Source organism: Priestia endophytica DSM 13796 (genome assembly GCF_900115845.1).
GTDB classification, from domain to species: domain Bacteria; phylum Bacillota; class Bacilli; order Bacillales; family Bacillaceae_H; genus Bacillus_I; species Bacillus_I endophytica.
The window spans coordinates 300,713-316,527 of record NZ_FOXX01000001.1; the positions used below are offsets into that span (position 1 = coordinate 300,713).

The 15,815-nt window shown below is 37.9% G+C and carries 19 protein-coding genes; 1 reads left to right on the top strand and 18 read right to left on the bottom strand.

Going from position 1 to position 15,815, the window contains the following annotated elements; genetic code table 11:
* Positions 1-15: 15 nt before the first annotated feature.
* The 11 genes from BM012_RS01495 to BM012_RS01545 form a co-directional block, all read right to left on the bottom strand.
* Complete coding sequence (locus tag BM012_RS01495; RefSeq protein ID WP_061801828.1) at positions 16-717, bottom strand: demethylmenaquinone methyltransferase; 702 nt, start codon at positions 715-717, stop codon at positions 16-18.
* The gene (locus BM012_RS01500) at positions 704-1,510 is read right to left on the bottom strand and encodes a heptaprenyl diphosphate synthase component 1 (RefSeq protein WP_061801829.1); all 807 of its coding nucleotides are present in this window, start codon (positions 1,508-1,510) and stop codon (positions 704-706) included. The genes BM012_RS01495 and BM012_RS01500 overlap by 14 nt, the downstream gene beginning before the upstream one ends.
* Before the next feature lie 260 nt (positions 1,511-1,770).
* Positions 1,771-1,995 carry a trp RNA-binding attenuation protein MtrB gene (gene mtrB, locus BM012_RS01505; protein WP_061801830.1) on the bottom strand — a complete coding sequence of 75 codons (225 nt, stop codon included), beginning with the start codon at positions 1,993-1,995 and terminating at the stop codon, positions 1,771-1,773.
* A 21-nt stretch (positions 1,996-2,016) separates the two neighbouring features.
* Positions 2,017-2,589, bottom strand: coding sequence for a GTP cyclohydrolase I FolE (folE, locus tag BM012_RS01510; RefSeq protein ID WP_061801831.1), 573 nt, complete (start codon positions 2,587-2,589; stop codon positions 2,017-2,019).
* 203 nt (positions 2,590-2,792) lie between these two features.
* Positions 2,793-3,065 (bottom strand): HU family DNA-binding protein, encoded by a 273-nt coding sequence (locus BM012_RS01515; protein ID WP_061801832.1) that lies wholly within the window; start codon positions 3,063-3,065, stop codon positions 2,793-2,795.
* A 380-nt stretch (positions 3,066-3,445) separates the two neighbouring features.
* Complete coding sequence (spoIVA, locus tag BM012_RS01520) at positions 3,446-4,924, bottom strand: stage IV sporulation protein A (RefSeq protein WP_061801833.1); 1,479 nt, start codon at positions 4,922-4,924, stop codon at positions 3,446-3,448.
* Positions 4,925-5,105: 181 nt separating this feature from the next.
* Complete coding sequence (locus tag BM012_RS01525; RefSeq protein WP_061801834.1) at positions 5,106-5,816, bottom strand: hypothetical protein; 711 nt, start codon at positions 5,814-5,816, stop codon at positions 5,106-5,108.
* A 40-nt stretch (positions 5,817-5,856) separates the two neighbouring features.
* Positions 5,857-6,060 carry a DUF2768 domain-containing protein gene (locus BM012_RS01530; RefSeq protein ID WP_061801835.1) on the bottom strand — a complete coding sequence of 68 codons (204 nt, stop codon included), beginning with the start codon at positions 6,058-6,060 and terminating at the stop codon, positions 5,857-5,859.
* Positions 6,061-6,241: 181 nt separating this feature from the next.
* Positions 6,242-7,282 carry an NAD(P)H-dependent glycerol-3-phosphate dehydrogenase gene (locus BM012_RS01535; protein WP_061801836.1) on the bottom strand — a complete coding sequence of 347 codons (1,041 nt, stop codon included), beginning with the start codon at positions 7,280-7,282 and terminating at the stop codon, positions 6,242-6,244.
* A 20-nt stretch (positions 7,283-7,302) separates the two neighbouring features.
* The gene (gene der, locus BM012_RS01540; protein WP_040056724.1) at positions 7,303-8,613 is read right to left on the bottom strand and encodes a ribosome biogenesis GTPase Der; all 1,311 of its coding nucleotides are present in this window, start codon (positions 8,611-8,613) and stop codon (positions 7,303-7,305) included.
* A gap of 188 nt (positions 8,614-8,801) precedes the next feature.
* The gene (locus BM012_RS01545) at positions 8,802-9,404 is read right to left on the bottom strand and encodes a YphA family membrane protein (protein ID WP_061801837.1); all 603 of its coding nucleotides are present in this window, start codon (positions 9,402-9,404) and stop codon (positions 8,802-8,804) included.
* 103 nt (positions 9,405-9,507) lie between these two features.
* On the opposite strand from BM012_RS01545, the gene BM012_RS01550 reads away from it, so the two are divergent.
* Positions 9,508-9,642, top strand: a complete 135-nt coding sequence (locus BM012_RS01550; protein ID WP_019391668.1) for a YpzI family protein — start codon at positions 9,508-9,510, stop codon at positions 9,640-9,642.
* Between the two features lie 45 nt (positions 9,643-9,687).
* On the opposite strand, the gene fni is transcribed toward BM012_RS01550, so the two are convergent.
* The 7 genes from fni to ypeB form a co-directional block, all read right to left on the bottom strand.
* Entirely contained in the window at positions 9,688-10,758 is a 1,071-nt protein-coding gene (fni, locus tag BM012_RS01555; protein ID WP_206765243.1) for a type 2 isopentenyl-diphosphate Delta-isomerase, read from the bottom strand.
* On the bottom strand, positions 10,759-11,904 hold the full coding sequence (gene rpsA / locus BM012_RS01560) for a 30S ribosomal protein S1 (protein ID WP_061801838.1): 1,146 nt from the start codon (positions 11,902-11,904) through the stop codon (positions 10,759-10,761).
* A gap of 142 nt (positions 11,905-12,046) precedes the next feature.
* Complete coding sequence (locus BM012_RS01565; protein WP_061801839.1) at positions 12,047-12,628, bottom strand: lysophospholipid acyltransferase family protein; 582 nt, start codon at positions 12,626-12,628, stop codon at positions 12,047-12,049.
* Positions 12,625-13,305, bottom strand: a complete 681-nt coding sequence (gene cmk, locus BM012_RS01570) for a (d)CMP kinase (RefSeq protein ID WP_061801840.1) — start codon at positions 13,303-13,305, stop codon at positions 12,625-12,627. The genes BM012_RS01565 and cmk overlap by 4 nt, the downstream gene beginning before the upstream one ends.
* A 130-nt stretch (positions 13,306-13,435) precedes the next feature.
* Positions 13,436-13,612: a YpfB family protein gene (locus BM012_RS26245; protein ID WP_158512826.1), complete on the bottom strand. Its 177-nt coding sequence runs from the start codon at positions 13,610-13,612 to the stop codon at positions 13,436-13,438.
* A 69-nt stretch (positions 13,613-13,681) separates the two neighbouring features.
* Complete coding sequence (locus BM012_RS01575) at positions 13,682-14,338, bottom strand: flagellar brake protein (RefSeq protein WP_061801841.1); 657 nt, start codon at positions 14,336-14,338, stop codon at positions 13,682-13,684.
* A 123-nt stretch (positions 14,339-14,461) separates the two neighbouring features.
* Entirely contained in the window at positions 14,462-15,808 is a 1,347-nt protein-coding gene (gene ypeB, locus BM012_RS01580; protein WP_061801842.1) for a germination protein YpeB, read from the bottom strand.
* Between the last annotated feature and the right edge of the window lie 7 nt (positions 15,809-15,815).

The following is a 15,815-nucleotide window of genomic DNA, read 5'->3' on the forward strand; positions in this document are numbered from 1 at the left end:
ATAGCGTTGATGATGTTATTTAATCCCCATATGCATTGCAGCAGCTCCGCCTGCATACGCTTTGATATTGATTTTCTCAAAACCTGCTTCTTCAAATAAACGTTTGAGGGCGCGTCGATCTGGAAAATCTTTTGCTGATTCTTGAAGCCATGAATATTCCTCGTAGCTTTTAGCGAACAGCTTTCCAAAGAGCGGCATAATTCGCTTAAAGTAAAAGTAATAAAGCTGGCGATACCCAATTAATGTTGGCTGAGATGTTTCTAAACAAACGGCCTTGCCCTCTGGCTTCAATACACGGTGCATTTCTTTTAATACTTGTAAATAGTCAGGAACGTTTCTAAGACCAAAGCCAATTGTGACATAGTCAAAGCTATTATCCTCAAAAGGCAGATCCATTGCATTACCATGAATAAGAGAAACGTTAGCATATGGAGAAGCTTTTACTTTCTTCTCACCAATTGAAAGCATATTTTGACTAAAATCAAGACCTACTGCTTCCCCTTGTTCTCCGACAGCTTCAGCCATAGCAAGCGTCCAATCCGCTGTACCACAGCAAACATCTAAAGAACGAGATCCTTTTTTTACATTCATGCGTTTCATCGTATCTTTTCGCCATAGCTTATGCTGACGAAAACTAATGACCGAGTTCATTTGATCATAGTGTTCTGAGATGTTTTCGAATACTTTATGAACGCGTTCTTCTTTAGATTCTCGCATCGTTTACCCTTCTTCCCATACTCGTTTCATGAATTAAAAGTGATTTTATATATTTTTTCATTTCCTCACTTTTTGTAAACTCGTCTCCATCAATAAGAGCGTTTCGATTCGTTTCTATATAGGAATCGAGCATTGCTATTCCTTCACGCTTATTAATCGAATTTCTTTTCATATATCTTTTAAACGTTTCTGTAAAAAGCGTTTTTTCATCATTCAGCAAACATTGCTTCTCATATAAAAAGCGCTTTGTTAATAAGACATTTAAAAAGAGCTTTGTCCATTTCGGCTGCTCAAAATATTCCGTTAGAGCTGTAAACACAGCAGTTTCAATTAATGTGAAGTGATGAATCATCTCTTCTAGCGTTTTGACTTCATTTCTATATAAAAACATCTTTGATATATTAGTTTTTTTAATTGCTGTAGCAAGACGTTGAATAAACGTAATATCACCTGCTTGTGAAAGCAGAAAATAGTACAAACCGCTGTAATAATCCCCAGCAAGAACTGTTAACTGTCGTTCTTTTTCAAGCGACGTATCACTAGGAAGTTGTTGAGTGGAGACTAAGTCATGGGTGTCCAATGCAAATTGCACAAGCATAACGGACACAGCATGTGCATGCAACGGCTTTTCCGCTGTTGAAAACGGCTCTAGAAAAGAACATAAAAGCAACAGCTTATCTTCATCAATGCTCGGAGTTGAAATTATGTTCTTCATGTATTTATGTTGTAACTTATTTGTAAGCTGCTCTTTTACGTCCTCTATAAATTCCAAGATGTTGGACACATCAATCACCCTTTGTCTCCCTTTCATTATTCATTATTCTTTTCGATAATCGTTCAAAATAGACAACGTCAATTATAACACAAGTTTTTCGTAAAAAAACGGTTAATTTTACAATGCTTTTCAAACGTTCTCGTTTTCAAAAAACAGATAGTATATATAAAGAAAAGCAGGAAACTTCCTGCTCATCTTTGCGTTTATTCCTAATTCTAGTCTAGGAAATATTCTACTTTTTTAAACAGACTTACGCTTGCTTGAGACGTAATATAAGCTTACTTTTTCGCCTCTGATTCCACTTCTCCATGTTGAGACTGGATAATCGCTTTTCCACGAACTTTAATAGCTGACGTATGCTCTGTAAACTGAGCAATCATAACTTCACCTTTATCCAGTTTTTCTGAATGATGAAATCTCGTATCAGATCCTCTTGTTAATCCGATTACGTTTACTCCATCTTCCTCTGCTTTAATAACGATATATTCCGCTGGTTTTGACATACTCCTAGCTCCTCTCACTCTTTACGATTTAATTAATGATAGCACTTCAGCACGAGCAGCTGCATCTGATTCAAGTATGCCTCTTACAGCTGAAGTAACCGTTTTTGAGCCTGGCTTCTTCACACCGCGCATCGTCATACACATATGTTCTGCTTCGACAACGACCATAACACCGTGTGGATCTAATGATTCAACAATTGAGTTTGCAATGGTTGACGTGATGCGTTCTTGAAGCTGAGGACGTTTCGCAACCGCTTCAACAGCGCGAGCAAGCTTACTAAGCCCTGTCACTCTTCCTCCACGCGGGATATAAGCGATATGGGCTTTTCCATAGAAAGGAACAAGATGATGTTCACACATCGAGTAAAACGGAATATCTTTGACAAGTACAAGCTCTTCGTGATCTTCACCAAAAACTGTTTTGAAATGTTCTTTTGGATCTTCTTTTAGTCCAGAAAAAACTTCTTCATACATTTTCGCAACGCGCTTTGGTGTATCAAGTAGTCCTTCTCTGTTTGGATCTTCTCCAATTGCTTCTAAAATGAGCCGAACCGCATGCTCAATTTGTTCTTTGTTAACATTCTGTTCTGCCATAAAACTAGCCTCCATTATATTCGGTCAATGACGTTCAGTCGTCATTCATATTTATCATAAACTTTGCTTTATGGAAGCAAAGTTGGTTTTAAGAGGATAAAGAGATAATTCCAAACAAAATTCTAGCATACGGAACACCCAAAGGCAAAAAAGAAAGGTCGCCTATTAAGCGACCTTTCTAAGCTCTTGTTAATATGTAATGTTTATTTAACAGCATCTTTAAGAGCTTTACCTGGTTTGAACGCTGGTACTTTGCTCGCTGGAATTTCAATCTCATCCCCAGTTTGTGGATTACGACCTTTACGAGCAGCGCGCTCACGTACTTCAAAGTTACCAAAGCCAATCAGTTGAACTTTGTCACCTTCTTTTAACGCATCTAGAATTGTATCAAAAACAGCATCAACTGCTTTTGTAGCATCCTTCTTTGAAAGCTCGCTAGCTTCTGCAACTGTATTGATTAAATCTGTCTTATTCACGCTATTCACCTCCTCCCAAAAAGGATAATGAATCCATCGATCTCTTGTAAGAGATATCGTAACATTCCTAGTCCTTATTTCATTTCTTTACATATTACTCAAACTTTATACGTTAGAATCCTCTTGTTTCGTTAATATGCCTACATCATAAAGGATTCATTAATAAAATGCAATGGTTTCACAGTATGTTCCATTGGCTTAGGCATATCTTGCTCGCTATGTCTTTTAAAAGATTAACATATCGTATATTGGTAATCAAGCGAAAAGTTATGAACAATGCTAGGTTTTCTCTATGAATAATCCAAAAGACTTAGCCCATTTTAAGAGATTCTTATTAAATCAACGCAAAAAAGAGAGGATATCCTCTCTTTTTTGTTAGTTTATAAAATAATCGCAATCAAGCCACCAGAACCTTCGTTAATAATGCGTTCAAGCGTCTCCTTAAGCTTGTAACGTGCATTTTCAGGCATTAGAGAAAGCTTTGCTTGAATCCCCTCTCTCACAATAGAGCTTAAAGAGCGGCCGAAAATGTCTGAGTTCCAAATAGAGAGCGGATCGTCCTCAAAGTCTTGCATAAGGTAGCGAACAAGCTCTTCACTTTGCTTTTCAGTTCCAATAATGGGAGAAAATTCAGACTCTACATCTACTTTAATCATATGAATAGATGGAGCTACTGCTTTCAACCGTACACCAAAGCGAGAGCCATGTCTTGTAATTTCAGGTTCATCAAGACTCATATCTGCAAGTGAAGGTGCCGCAATTCCGTAACCTGTTTGCTTCACCATGCGAAGGGCGTCTGAAACTTGATCGTACTCGACTTTAGCATGAGCAAATTCTTGCATAAGCTCAAGAAGATGATCACGTCCCCTGATTTCTACGCCAACAACTTCTTTTAAGATTTGGTCATACAAGTCATCTGGCGCAAAGAGGTCAATTTCAGCAATCCCTTGCCCCATGTCAATCCCTGCTAATCTTGCTTCATCAATGAACTCATACTCTGAAAACAAGTCAACAACTCGATCAACATCACGAAGTCTCTTAATATCTTTGACCGTTTCTTGAACAGCTTCTTGATAGTTTTCACGGAGCCAATGTTCATCTTTTAATACCATAACCCAGCTTGGTAGATTCACGTTTACTTCGAGCACTGGGAACTCAAAAAGTGCTTCACGTAGCACATTGTGTACATCTTGATCTCTCATGCTTTCAACACTCATAGCAAGCACTGGAATATCATATTTTTCAATTAGATTTTGACGAAGCTTCTCTGTATCAGGATGAAATGGCTGCACAGAGTTAATGACCATAATAAATGGTTTCCCTACTTCTTTGAGCTCCTCAATAACGCGCTCTTCTGCTTCAATATAGTCAGCTCGAGGTATCTCCCCAATCGTTCCGTCTGTTGCAATAACAACGCCGATTGTAGAGTGTTCTTGAATGACTTTTCTCGTTCCAATTTCCGCAGCTTCGTGAAATGGAATTGGTTCTTCATACCACGGTGTATTAATCATCCTCGGCCCATTTTCATCTTCATATCCCTTTGCTCCTGGAACCGTATATCCTACACAGTCAACAAGGCGAATATTTACATCCAGTCCTTCGTCAACTTCCACATTTACAGCTTGATTCGGAACAAATTTGGGCTCAGTTGTCATGATTGTCTTCCCTGCTGCACTTTGCGGCAGTTCATCTTGCGCACGAGCTCTCTCACCTTCATCCGCCATGTTTGGAAGTACAACAAGTTCCATAAATTTTTTAATAAATGTTGATTTCCCTGTTCTTACAGCCCCAACGACTCCGAGATAAATATCTCCACCTGTACGTTCCGCGATATCTTTGAAAACATCAACCTTTTCCAAAAGATCCCCCTCCGATCTATGAGTTCATAACCTATATAATGCCTAGAACACTATATACTTATGATGTTGTCCTATTAAAATATGACTAGCTTAAAAGAAAAAGATTTGTCTATCCTTTTATATGAAAAAGGTTAAAAACCCCTTCCCTTCAATATGTATTCGAAGAGAAGAGGTTCATGACTTAATTTTGGAGAATTAGGGGTTCTCCCTTATCGTTCACAGTATAAGAGGGGGAAAAGACAGGTACAAAAGGAGAGTTTTCAACAAGAACCTCTCTTATATCATCTCCTTTTTTATAGCTTTTTTCTGTCTTATTCAATGCTCGATATAAATCTTCTGAATAATCTACAAAAAGCTCAGCTTTTCCGTTGACTAATACGGGCAGTGTTTGGCCACTGTAGGGACTTTGGACGGTGATTTTATGCTCATATCCGAGTTTTTTGTAATCAAGCGTATAAAATCCACTTCCTGCTTCTTGTGCATATGGAGGAGAGCCATGCTTCTGTCTATAAGCGTCTAATCGAATGTGAATATCATGGATTTTTTGGGACACAGAAACATCAATTAATTTTACTGTTGGATCTTCTTCAGGAGAAACAAGCACATAAGAATATACTCCTCCTGCTTCATAAGAGTTTCCCGGCACGTCTTCAAGATAAGCAGGGATAAGCTTGTTAAAGTCTATGGGATACTTCTGATATAAAGGTGTTTTCATATCTCTTGTCTTAATAGGAACAATGCCTCCCTTATCTTCTCGAAATTGATCAACAGCCGTCTGGACAGCATTAAGCTGGGCCTCATACGGAACTTTGTTTTCTTTTAATCTTTCTTCAGGATATAAACAGCCTGTTAATAGAAAGAGAATACATAAAAGAGAGCTAGCCTTTTTCATGAAAAAACCTACCTTATCACCTATTATGTAAGCAAATACATTACTTTTGGACAGGTCCGCTGAATACAACAAGCATAATAATAAGACCTGCTATAACCATGAAAAGATATGCAAAAGTAGCAGTAAGCCCTTTCAAAAACTTTCTTTTAAGCTTAAATCTGCTCACGTAAATAAAGAATACGGAAAAGAACATAAAAGCAATTGCTCCAAAGGCAATCCACATTTTCATCAATCCTTCTGACATTCTTTTCAGCTCCTTTTCCTTCTTAATACTTTAACTATATAGTTCTTGTTTTTTTTTCATACACCTTTAATTTTTTAGTTTCTATTACAAAAAGTAAAAAAGCCTTGGACAACATATTGTTGTCCAAGGCTTTTTGTCTCTAAAACAAAATTGAATAATAGAGATTTCTTTCTATCCTCTATTAAATACCTCTATCATCTAAAATATTCGTTAAATCTTCCATTTCATGCGTTTTTGTTCTCCCCATAAGGCCGTCAACAGCACTCTTCGCATCAACGTCATTGAACAAAATGTTATAAATAGCCTCTGTTATCGGCATTTGTACGCCAAGCTTTGAGGAGAGCTGGTAAGCTGCTTTGGCGGTACGCACACCTTCCACAACCATTCCCATATTATCCAATACAGATTGCAAGCTTTGCCCTTTGCCAAGCAGATTGCCAGCACGCCAGTTTCTAGAATGTACGCTTGTACACGTTACAATTAAATCCCCGATTCCGGTTAATCCAGAAAACGTCAACGGGTTAGCTCCCATCGCGCAACCTAAACGAGAAATTTCGGCTAGTCCTCTTGTAATAAGAGCAGCTTTTGCATTATCTCCATAGCCAAGGCCATCGCTAATTCCAGCACCAAGGGCGATAATATTTTTCAGCGCTCCGCCAATTTCTACTCCTACAACATCCGAATTTGTGTACACGCGAAAATATTGGTCATTAATGAATAAATCTTGAATTCTTTCTGCTTCTTCCATATTTGTAGAAGAAACGGTTACAGTTGTTGGCTGTTTCCGGCTCACTTCTTCAGCATGACTTGGACCTGATAATACAACAACATCTTTAAGTGTCGAATGATTTCCAAACTCTTCTTCAATCATCTCAGAAATGCGCATATGTGTGTCAGGTTCAATACCTTTGCTGACGTGAACAATCGTATACATACCGTTTGTTAATTTAATGCTTTGACATACTTCTCGAATTGCTTTTGTTGGAACAGCTAAAATAATCGTATCTAATCCTTCAATAGCTTTCTCCAATGAAGCTTCTCCATAGATGTTTTCAGGAAGCATAACTCCAGGCAAATACTTTTCGTTTGTGTGGCATTCGTTAATTTCCTTCACCGTTGCCTCACGATGCCCCCATAAACGAACATGATGTCCATTATCTGCTAAAACGATAGCAAGAGCTGTTCCCCAGCTTCCTGCTCCTAAAACTGCAATATTTGACAATTTTCCCACGCCTCCACTCTCTAGTTTCGTTGTCGTGCAAAAATACGAATTGGCGTTCCTTCAAAGCCAAATGCTTCGCGAATTTTATTTTCTAAGAAACGCTGATATGAGAAATGCATTAGCTCTGGTTCATTTACAAATACAACAAATGACGGTGGCTTAACCGCAACTTGTGTTGCATAAAAAATCTTTAATCGTTTTCCGTTATGCGTTGGCGTTGGGTTCATCGCCACAGCATCCATAATAATGTCGTTCAATACGTTTGTTTGAACGCGCATTGCATGATTTTCACTTGCTGTTTGAACAACAGGTAAAAGAGTATGAACGCGCTTTTTCGTTTTCGCTGATAAGAACACAATTGGTGCATAGCTTAAGAACTGGAAGTGATCACGCACTTTCTCTTCAAATTCCTTCATTGTTTTTTCATCTTTCTCAACTGCATCCCATTTGTTCACAACAATAATAATAGCTTTACCCGCTTCATGTGCATAGCCTGCAACACGTTTATCTTGTTCAATAATACCTTCTTCTCCGTCTAATACAACAAGAACGACGTCAGAGCGTTCAATTGCTCTTAAGGCACGAAGTACACTATATTTTTCGGTACTTTCATACACTTTTCCTTTCTTTCGCATTCCGGCTGTATCAATAATTACGTATTCTTGATCATCTTTTGTGAGTTTGCTGTCAATCGCATCACGTGTTGTACCTGCGATATTACTTACAATAACGCGCTCTTCTCCTAAGATGGCATTCACAAGTGAAGATTTCCCTACATTTGGACGACCAATTAATGAAAACTTAATAACTTCATCTCCGTATTCTTCGTCTTCATCTTTCGGAAAATGACGAGCAGCCTCATCAAGCAAATCTCCAAGCCCTAATCCATGTGAACCTGAAATTGGGAATGGTTCTCCAAATCCAAGAGAATAAAAATCATAAATAAGCTCTTTCATTTGTGGATTATCAATTTTGTTAACGCCAAGTACAACTGGAGTTTTCGTACGATATAAAATTTTAGCTACTTCTTCATCAGCTGCTGTAATGCCTTCACGACCGTTTGTTAGGAAAATAATAACGTCCGCTTCATCCATTGCAAGCTCAGCTTGCTGACGAATTTGCGTCATAAATGGCTCATCGCTAAGCTCAATTCCGCCTGTATCAATAATATTAAAGTCTTTGTTCAGCCATTCAGCAGAACTATAAATACGGTCCCTTGTTACTCCTGGAACGTCTTCTACAATCGAAACGCGCTCACCGACAATACGATTAAAAATAGTCGATTTTCCAACGTTTGGACGACCTACAATTGCAATAACTGGTTTTGCCATAACTTTGTCTCCTTCATGTGTTCATCATCTAAACGCGATACTTTTTCTTTTAACCATCGCTATGATTTTTTATTTCAAATTTGTCTCATTTCATTTTTCAAATGTTCCGTTTTAAAAAATAAAGGACCCTTTTATATAATAAGGGTTTTTAACCTTGTTATTTTATCAAAAACCATCATTATGAACAACTACCCTTTTTTGAAAAAGGAAGATGGTCTTTCCTTTAAGCGAACAAAACTAATATAATAAAATGCTTTTTTTGCGCTCTCCCATGAAAAAAGAGCAAGTGTTACAGCTGCTATTAAGCTTAAAAACGCTTCATCCCCAACTTCGGGTTTTATCCCTATCTTTCCTAGCACAATGGAGAGGAGTGCTTCTCCTACGCATGCTCCATTAATGAAGTGCCACTGCCTCGCCCGATGCGGTGCAACGACAACGCATGTAATGAGGAACATACAAGCGCTCAGAAGCCATAAGTAATCTCCAATGATCCAAACTGGGTCATACAGAGCAAACAAATAAAAACCTCCATAAAATAGAGCAATTATGAGTGTATATATCCAGCTTATCATATAGTTTGTTTGATTTTTGTAAGGAATAAAAGAACTTGTGAACAAAACAAGATACGCTACATTAACCTCCCAAATTTCAAAAGAAATAAACGTTGTAGAAAAAATAAGCAACAGTAAAATAAGAGCACTTAAATATGTTCTTTCCTTTGTTTTTTCCATAAAAAAAGTCAGTAAAACCCACCATATCCAAGAGAACCAATAAAAATAAAAGATATCCATCCACTAACCTCCCAACATCTCCATTATGTGTAAAAACCATTCAAAATAATCGTATAGGAAGAAAACTGAGCGGGAATCCTAACTTACTAAAGGAGGGGTAACAGTGGGAAAAGACCGTCAAGAAAAAAAGCTAAGAGAGTCTAAACGTGTGGAGTCTGACCGTGATCAGGGTCTTCATTACAAGGGAGCAACCCATATGCAAAGCCCTGAAGAAGCAAGACAAATTAACAAACGCTAAAAAAAGGCTTGAGTATCATCATACTCAAGCCTCCTTTTTTGTTGTTTACATCTTCGTTCGAGTTCCGTATTTGTTTAAATCAATTCCACGTGAAGATAGCCAATGATGTGTATCACCGCTAATAACGAGCGGAACCTCTTTTAGTTCCTCCACAGTTCGGCAACCAAGAGCAGCCATAATAATTTTCATTTCGTCTTGAACTGTCCCAAGTTCTTCTAAAAGACCTTTCATTCCTTTATCTCTTAGAACTCGAAGGAGCGTCCCTGCCATTCCTACCGCATTTGCACCAATACTTAGCGCTTTCACGGCATCTACAGCAGATTGAATTCCACCTGAACCAATTGTGGATATGTATGGATGTTTATTGTTTACTTCTATTAAAGATGCTGCTGTTGTAATTCCCCAACTATTAAAAAATTCGTAGTGACGGGCGCGTCGTTCATTTTCAATTTTGGAGAAGTTTGTTCCCCCGTATCCACTTACATCTACAATGGAAACACCAACATTTGAAAGCTTTTCAACTGTTTCATGGCTCATTCCAAATCCTACTTCTTTTACGACAACGGGAACGCCAACTTCTTCCACGATTCGTTCGATTCGTTCAAGTGCTTGTTTAAAATTCCGATCGCCTTCTGGCATGACAAGCTCTTGAATAACGTTAAGATGAATCTGGAAAGCATCGGCATCAATCATCTCAACAGCTCTTTTTGCTTGTTCTACTGTAGCTTCACTTCCAAGATTAGCAAGAATAATGCCATCCGGATTACAGCGTCTTACCACTTCGTATGTTGCCGCTTCCTCGCTATTTTTAATTGCCGCCATTTGGGAACCAACAGCCATGGCAACACCCGTTTGCGCAGCTGCTTTTGCTAAACTTCCATTTATTTGTTCTGTTTCACGTCCGCCGCCACCTGTCATCGCATTGATAAAAATTGGCGAACTTAAGAAAAGCTCGCCAATTTTTGTAGAAATATCAATTTCATCAACAGATGTATTCGGTAAACTATTGTGAACAAATCTTATATCTTCAAACCCATGTTTTCGTTCTTGCCCTGTTGAAAGAGCATGGTTAATATGATCAATCTTTCGTTGTGCTCTGCTCACAATCATCACCATTTATCTCAGTTTTTTTAGCTGATCTCCAATCATTTCTCCAAGTTGGAAACCTGTTGATTCTTCTTTTTTCTCATACTGACTATAGTCTACTTTTTGTGCACCTTTTCCTTCTTCAAGTTCACGGATGCTTAGTGACAAACGTCTTTCATTCTCGTTCACATCTAAAACTTTCACCTTAACAGCTTCGCCTTCTGATAAAACTTCATGTGGCGTACCGATATGCTGGTTTGAAATATGAGAAATATGAACAAGGCCTTCTACACCAGGCTCAACTTCTACAAATGCTCCAAAGGAAACAAGGCGATTCACTTTTCCTTCCAAGACATCTCCTTGTTTAATACGGTCACTAATGTTTGACCAAGGTCCTTCAAGCGTATCCTTAATAGAAAGTGAAATACGAGAATTTTCTTTATCAACAGACAATACTTTAACGTTTACTTTATCACCTTCTGTAACAACATCAGATGGTTTTTCAACATGAGTATGTGAAAGCTGTGAAATGTGTACAAGGCCGTCAACGCCACCGATATCTACAAACGCGCCAAAATCTGTTAAGCGTTGTACTGTCCCCTCAAGAACTTGCCCTTCTTCAAGAGAATGAAGAAGTTCTTGCTTTTTCGCTACTTCCTGCTCTTCTACAACAGCACGATGTGAGAGAATAACGCGATTTTTCTCGCGATCAAGCTCCATCACTTTTACGCTCATTGTTTTTCCTTTATAATCTTCAAAGTCTTCTACAAAATATGTTTCTACTAAAGAAGCCGGAATAAAGCCTCGCACGCCGATATCAACAACAAGGCCACCTTTGACAATGTCTTTTACTTCAACGTCAAACACTTCTTTTGATTCTAATTTTTCTTCTAAATCGTTCCATGCTTTATCTGCATCAACAGCACGTTTTGATAAAATTAAAGCTTCATCTTCTACTTTAAGAATCTTTGCCTCAATTTTCGCGCCAACTTCGATCACATCTTCCGCTTTTTCAATATGTAAGCTTGACAGCTCACTAATCGGAATGATGCCATCTACTTTGCTGTTTTCAACTTCTACAAAAACTTGCTTTTCTTCTACTTTTGAAACGGTTCCAGTAACTGTTGCACCCACTTCTAGGTTGTTAATTTCTACACTATTCATATCTTCTACCATTGCCTTAACCTCCTTAGTTGACCAACAACTTACTTATTTAAAAGTTTGAATTTATACTGTCTTCTCGCTAGTCTACGAGAAATCCTCTTTTTTCTAACTTCTAATAAATATACCCTTTTTGTCAAGTGTTAAGCCTTAAATGTTATTGATATTTATCGAGCAGAAGACCGATTTCTTTCATTACAACTTCCGTTACTTCTTCAGAAGAGACTCGCTCTTTTCTCATCTCGGTCACATCAATTGGTTTACCATATACAACCTGTAGTTTCTTAAACGGTTTATAAGGACCAATAACGGCACATGGAACAATAACCGCATTTGAACGAAGAGCAAAAAAGCCAACACCTGCCATCCCTTTCCCAAGCTTTCCATCTTTGCTGCGCGATCCCTCTGGAAACAGACCAAGCGCGCCACCTTCTTTTAAAATAGAAATTCCTTTGCGGAGCGCATCTCGATCGCTAAGCCCTCTTTTAACAGGAAAAGCGTAGATTTTTGGCAGTAACGTTTTCAAAACAGGAACTTTAAAAAGCTCCGCTTTAGCCATGAAGTAGACAGGACGAGGAAACGTCATGCCTACAACAGGAGGATCAAAATTTGAAATGTGGTTTGAACAAACAATTACGCCTGCATCTTTTGGAATATTTTCTTTACCGATTATTTCCACTCGGAATAGCGGGGTCAAAACGGACTTTACTACCCCACGTGCAAAACCGTAAATGCTCATGAGACATTAATCCTTTCGTCAGCAAGATCAAGAATCTTAGTTACCACTTCTTCAATTGTTAATGAAGTTGTATCAATTTCTACTGCATCTTCTGCTTTTCGAAGTGGAGAAACTTCTCGTTCAGAATCAAGCTTGTCACGCTTGGCAATATCAAGCTTAAGCTGTTCTAAATCTGAATCAAATCCCTTTAGTTTATTTTCTTCATAGCGTCTATACGCTCTTTTTTCTACTGAAGCAAGTAAGAAAACTTTTACTTCTGCGTGTGGAAGAACATGTGTACCAATATCGCGTCCGTCCATCACAACTCCACCGCCTTTTGCTAACTTGCGTTGGCGATCAACCATTTCTTTACGAACTTCTCCATGTTTTGCAACGATGGATACTTCTTTTGTTACTTCATTTGTACGAATTTGTTCTGTTACATCTTCTCCATTAATAAAGATAAGCTGACCTTGAGGAGAAGGCTTTAATGTAATATCTAACGTGTATAAAAGATCTATTAGGGCTTGTTCGTTTTGAAGATTTACTTTTGTTCTTTGCGCCTCATAAGTTAGGGCTCGATACATTGCCCCCGTATCAACATAAATATAAGATAAGTTAGTAGCGACGATTTTAGCAACAGTGCTTTTTCCTGCAGCTGCTGGTCCATCAATCGCAATTGAAATGTGCTTTTCCATGCGTCCTCCTCTAGTTATTTTAAAATTTCAATTCGTGCATATGTGAACGAAAAAAAAGCAGGGATTTCCACTCCTGCATGCTTTCCTTGAGTATCTTGTTTACTCTCTCTTTATCTTATCATACGTTCCCTTACTGGTCGAACGTTTCCACAATTTTTGTGATATTCTCTTTTGTTACGCCTTCGTATTGAGGAATTTTTGAAATATATGGGCTGATAGCTTCTACCCGCAGAAGAGCCTGAGAAAACAGCAAACAAAAGAGCTGGATAATAAGAAGCTTAAAAAGAACCCTTTCTACTTTTTTCATCTATAATCACTCCATTAAGCTATAAAAGTTATTTCTTTCTCATTATGGGGCAATCATTTTTGTTTTATTCTAAAGAAGACCTTTTCTCTTTAATTCTCTCTGCACTTCCAGCGTGTATCGAATAAGCGCCTCTCGCTCTTTAACTCCAAGCGTTAAAAACTTAACCCCGACATTATGTTGCTTTTCTACATGAGAAGGCAAAATATTGATAACCTCTACTTCGGTTTGTATATGATAATATTGATCATAAAGCTCAAAAACGAGCCAAACATTTATTTTATCTCCCTTTTGAAAAAAGACTCCCTTTTCTTTAACAGCTAAAAGAGCTCCGCTTGCGCTAATATTTTTCGTGATTGTTGTAAAAGGCTCAAATGTTCCATTTAGAGAGTGAAGAGCAGCAGGAAGTGTTGCATCAACGCGAACATACTCACGTCGCTGGTGTTTAACTAAGCTTTCTTTTCCTTTATAATGAAGCTGTATCATAGGAATTTCCTTTTTTATACGACCAACAACTTCCGTTAAAAAATGGTATGTTACCCCATCCCCCTCTACAAAATAAGATTTTAATCTTGTATGCATAAGAAGAAACGCACTCTTTTTGGTTGCTTGATGAATAGGATAATCAATATAAATGTATCCTGCTCCTTCCTCAACAACTTTGCAATAGTACTTTCCCTCTCCTTTTACTTCTTCTAGCATCAATGATGTTCCAATCTTCAGCTCCATACACACTCTCTTCCTCTCTCCTTGTTACCGTTCGTTTTTCATATAATAGGATAACCTACTATATTTTACTAGTTATTATTAAACCATGAACAAAAAGAAAGAGAAAGGGTATCCCTTTCTCTTCTAGACACCATTATAAATTGGTTCTGTGTTATCCATTTTCTTCACTTCTTCTTCATTTCCATTTTCAGCATTAATAAAAATGCGGTATGTGTCTTTATTAATGGTTCCTAAAAACTCATAGCACAGTACTTCTTCACCAAGATCATTTTGAATGATCGCAAGTCTTTCTTCTTGAATGAGTACATTTTCATTAATTTTCTTTTTAGCTTCATCAGCGGTAAGAGCAGGCTTTGGAATTTCACGGTCTTGGTGCGCAGCTAAGAAATCTGCTGCTGAAAACCCGACAATACTTCCATCTCCAAGTGAAACTTTAATTTTCACAGCGTCTGGATAAATACGAACTCCTTGTCTCTCTTCTACAAATGTAAAAACTCCTACATTATCATATTGAGCACTATCAGATGCCACAAGACTTTCAAATCTTTGATCTTTTAAAAATTTCATCGCTTTATTCATCGCTTTATTCAAGCTGATATTTTGCTTGTCTACATCAACATGGCGAATAGCCCAAATCGGATAACCACCTTTTTTCGTAATATCCATATTTGTTTCTTGTTCTTTTCCTGGCTCTTGAATACGCAGGCTGTAAAATTTATAGTTTGCTCCATTTCCATTTTTCGTTACATCAATCTTTGCATTTTTGTCTAATTCGAGAAATGAGCGCGCAACTTTCTTTGCTTCATTTTCATCAATTTCTTTTCCTTTTAGTTTTGAGAAGTTTTTATTTCCCTCTTCACTGCTTGCATTTGTTGGACCAAAGTCAGTCTCTGAATATTCTCCAGCTCTCTTTTCAACTGTCTTCAAACCATCAATAATTGTGTTGTCAGCTTGAGAATCGTTTGTGGCAAGCGCCATTTCGACGTCCATCCAGCGAAGGTTATCTTTTAACACCAAATTTTGCACCTGCCGTAAATCTTGCTGAATATCTGTAGACTGTTTATAAAGCTCTTCTAGTCTTCCGTACTCCTCATCTGTTAACGGCTTTTTATCTAAATCACGTACGCCAACTCGGTACGAAAAATCGCTAACATTTGAAAGAAACTCTTCTGTTTTATTGAAAGGAACAAGTGTTAAAGGAAGCTGTCCAACGTTACTATGTGCTTCAGATGTCACACGCCAAACTTCCGTTAATGCGGGAGAAAGCTGATCTCTGGAGCTCATAGCAAGCGTTGAACCCATTTTGTCATTCAATAAGCTCATATCATATGTTAAATCGTGGAAAGCTCTTTGATAGTTATTTTCCGCTTGCAAAAGAACCGCTGTTTTTTCTTTATGTTCTTGGTACCCCCAATACCCAACACCTATAATCCCAATAGACAGGATACAAATCAATATTGTTCGTAACATATTGCTC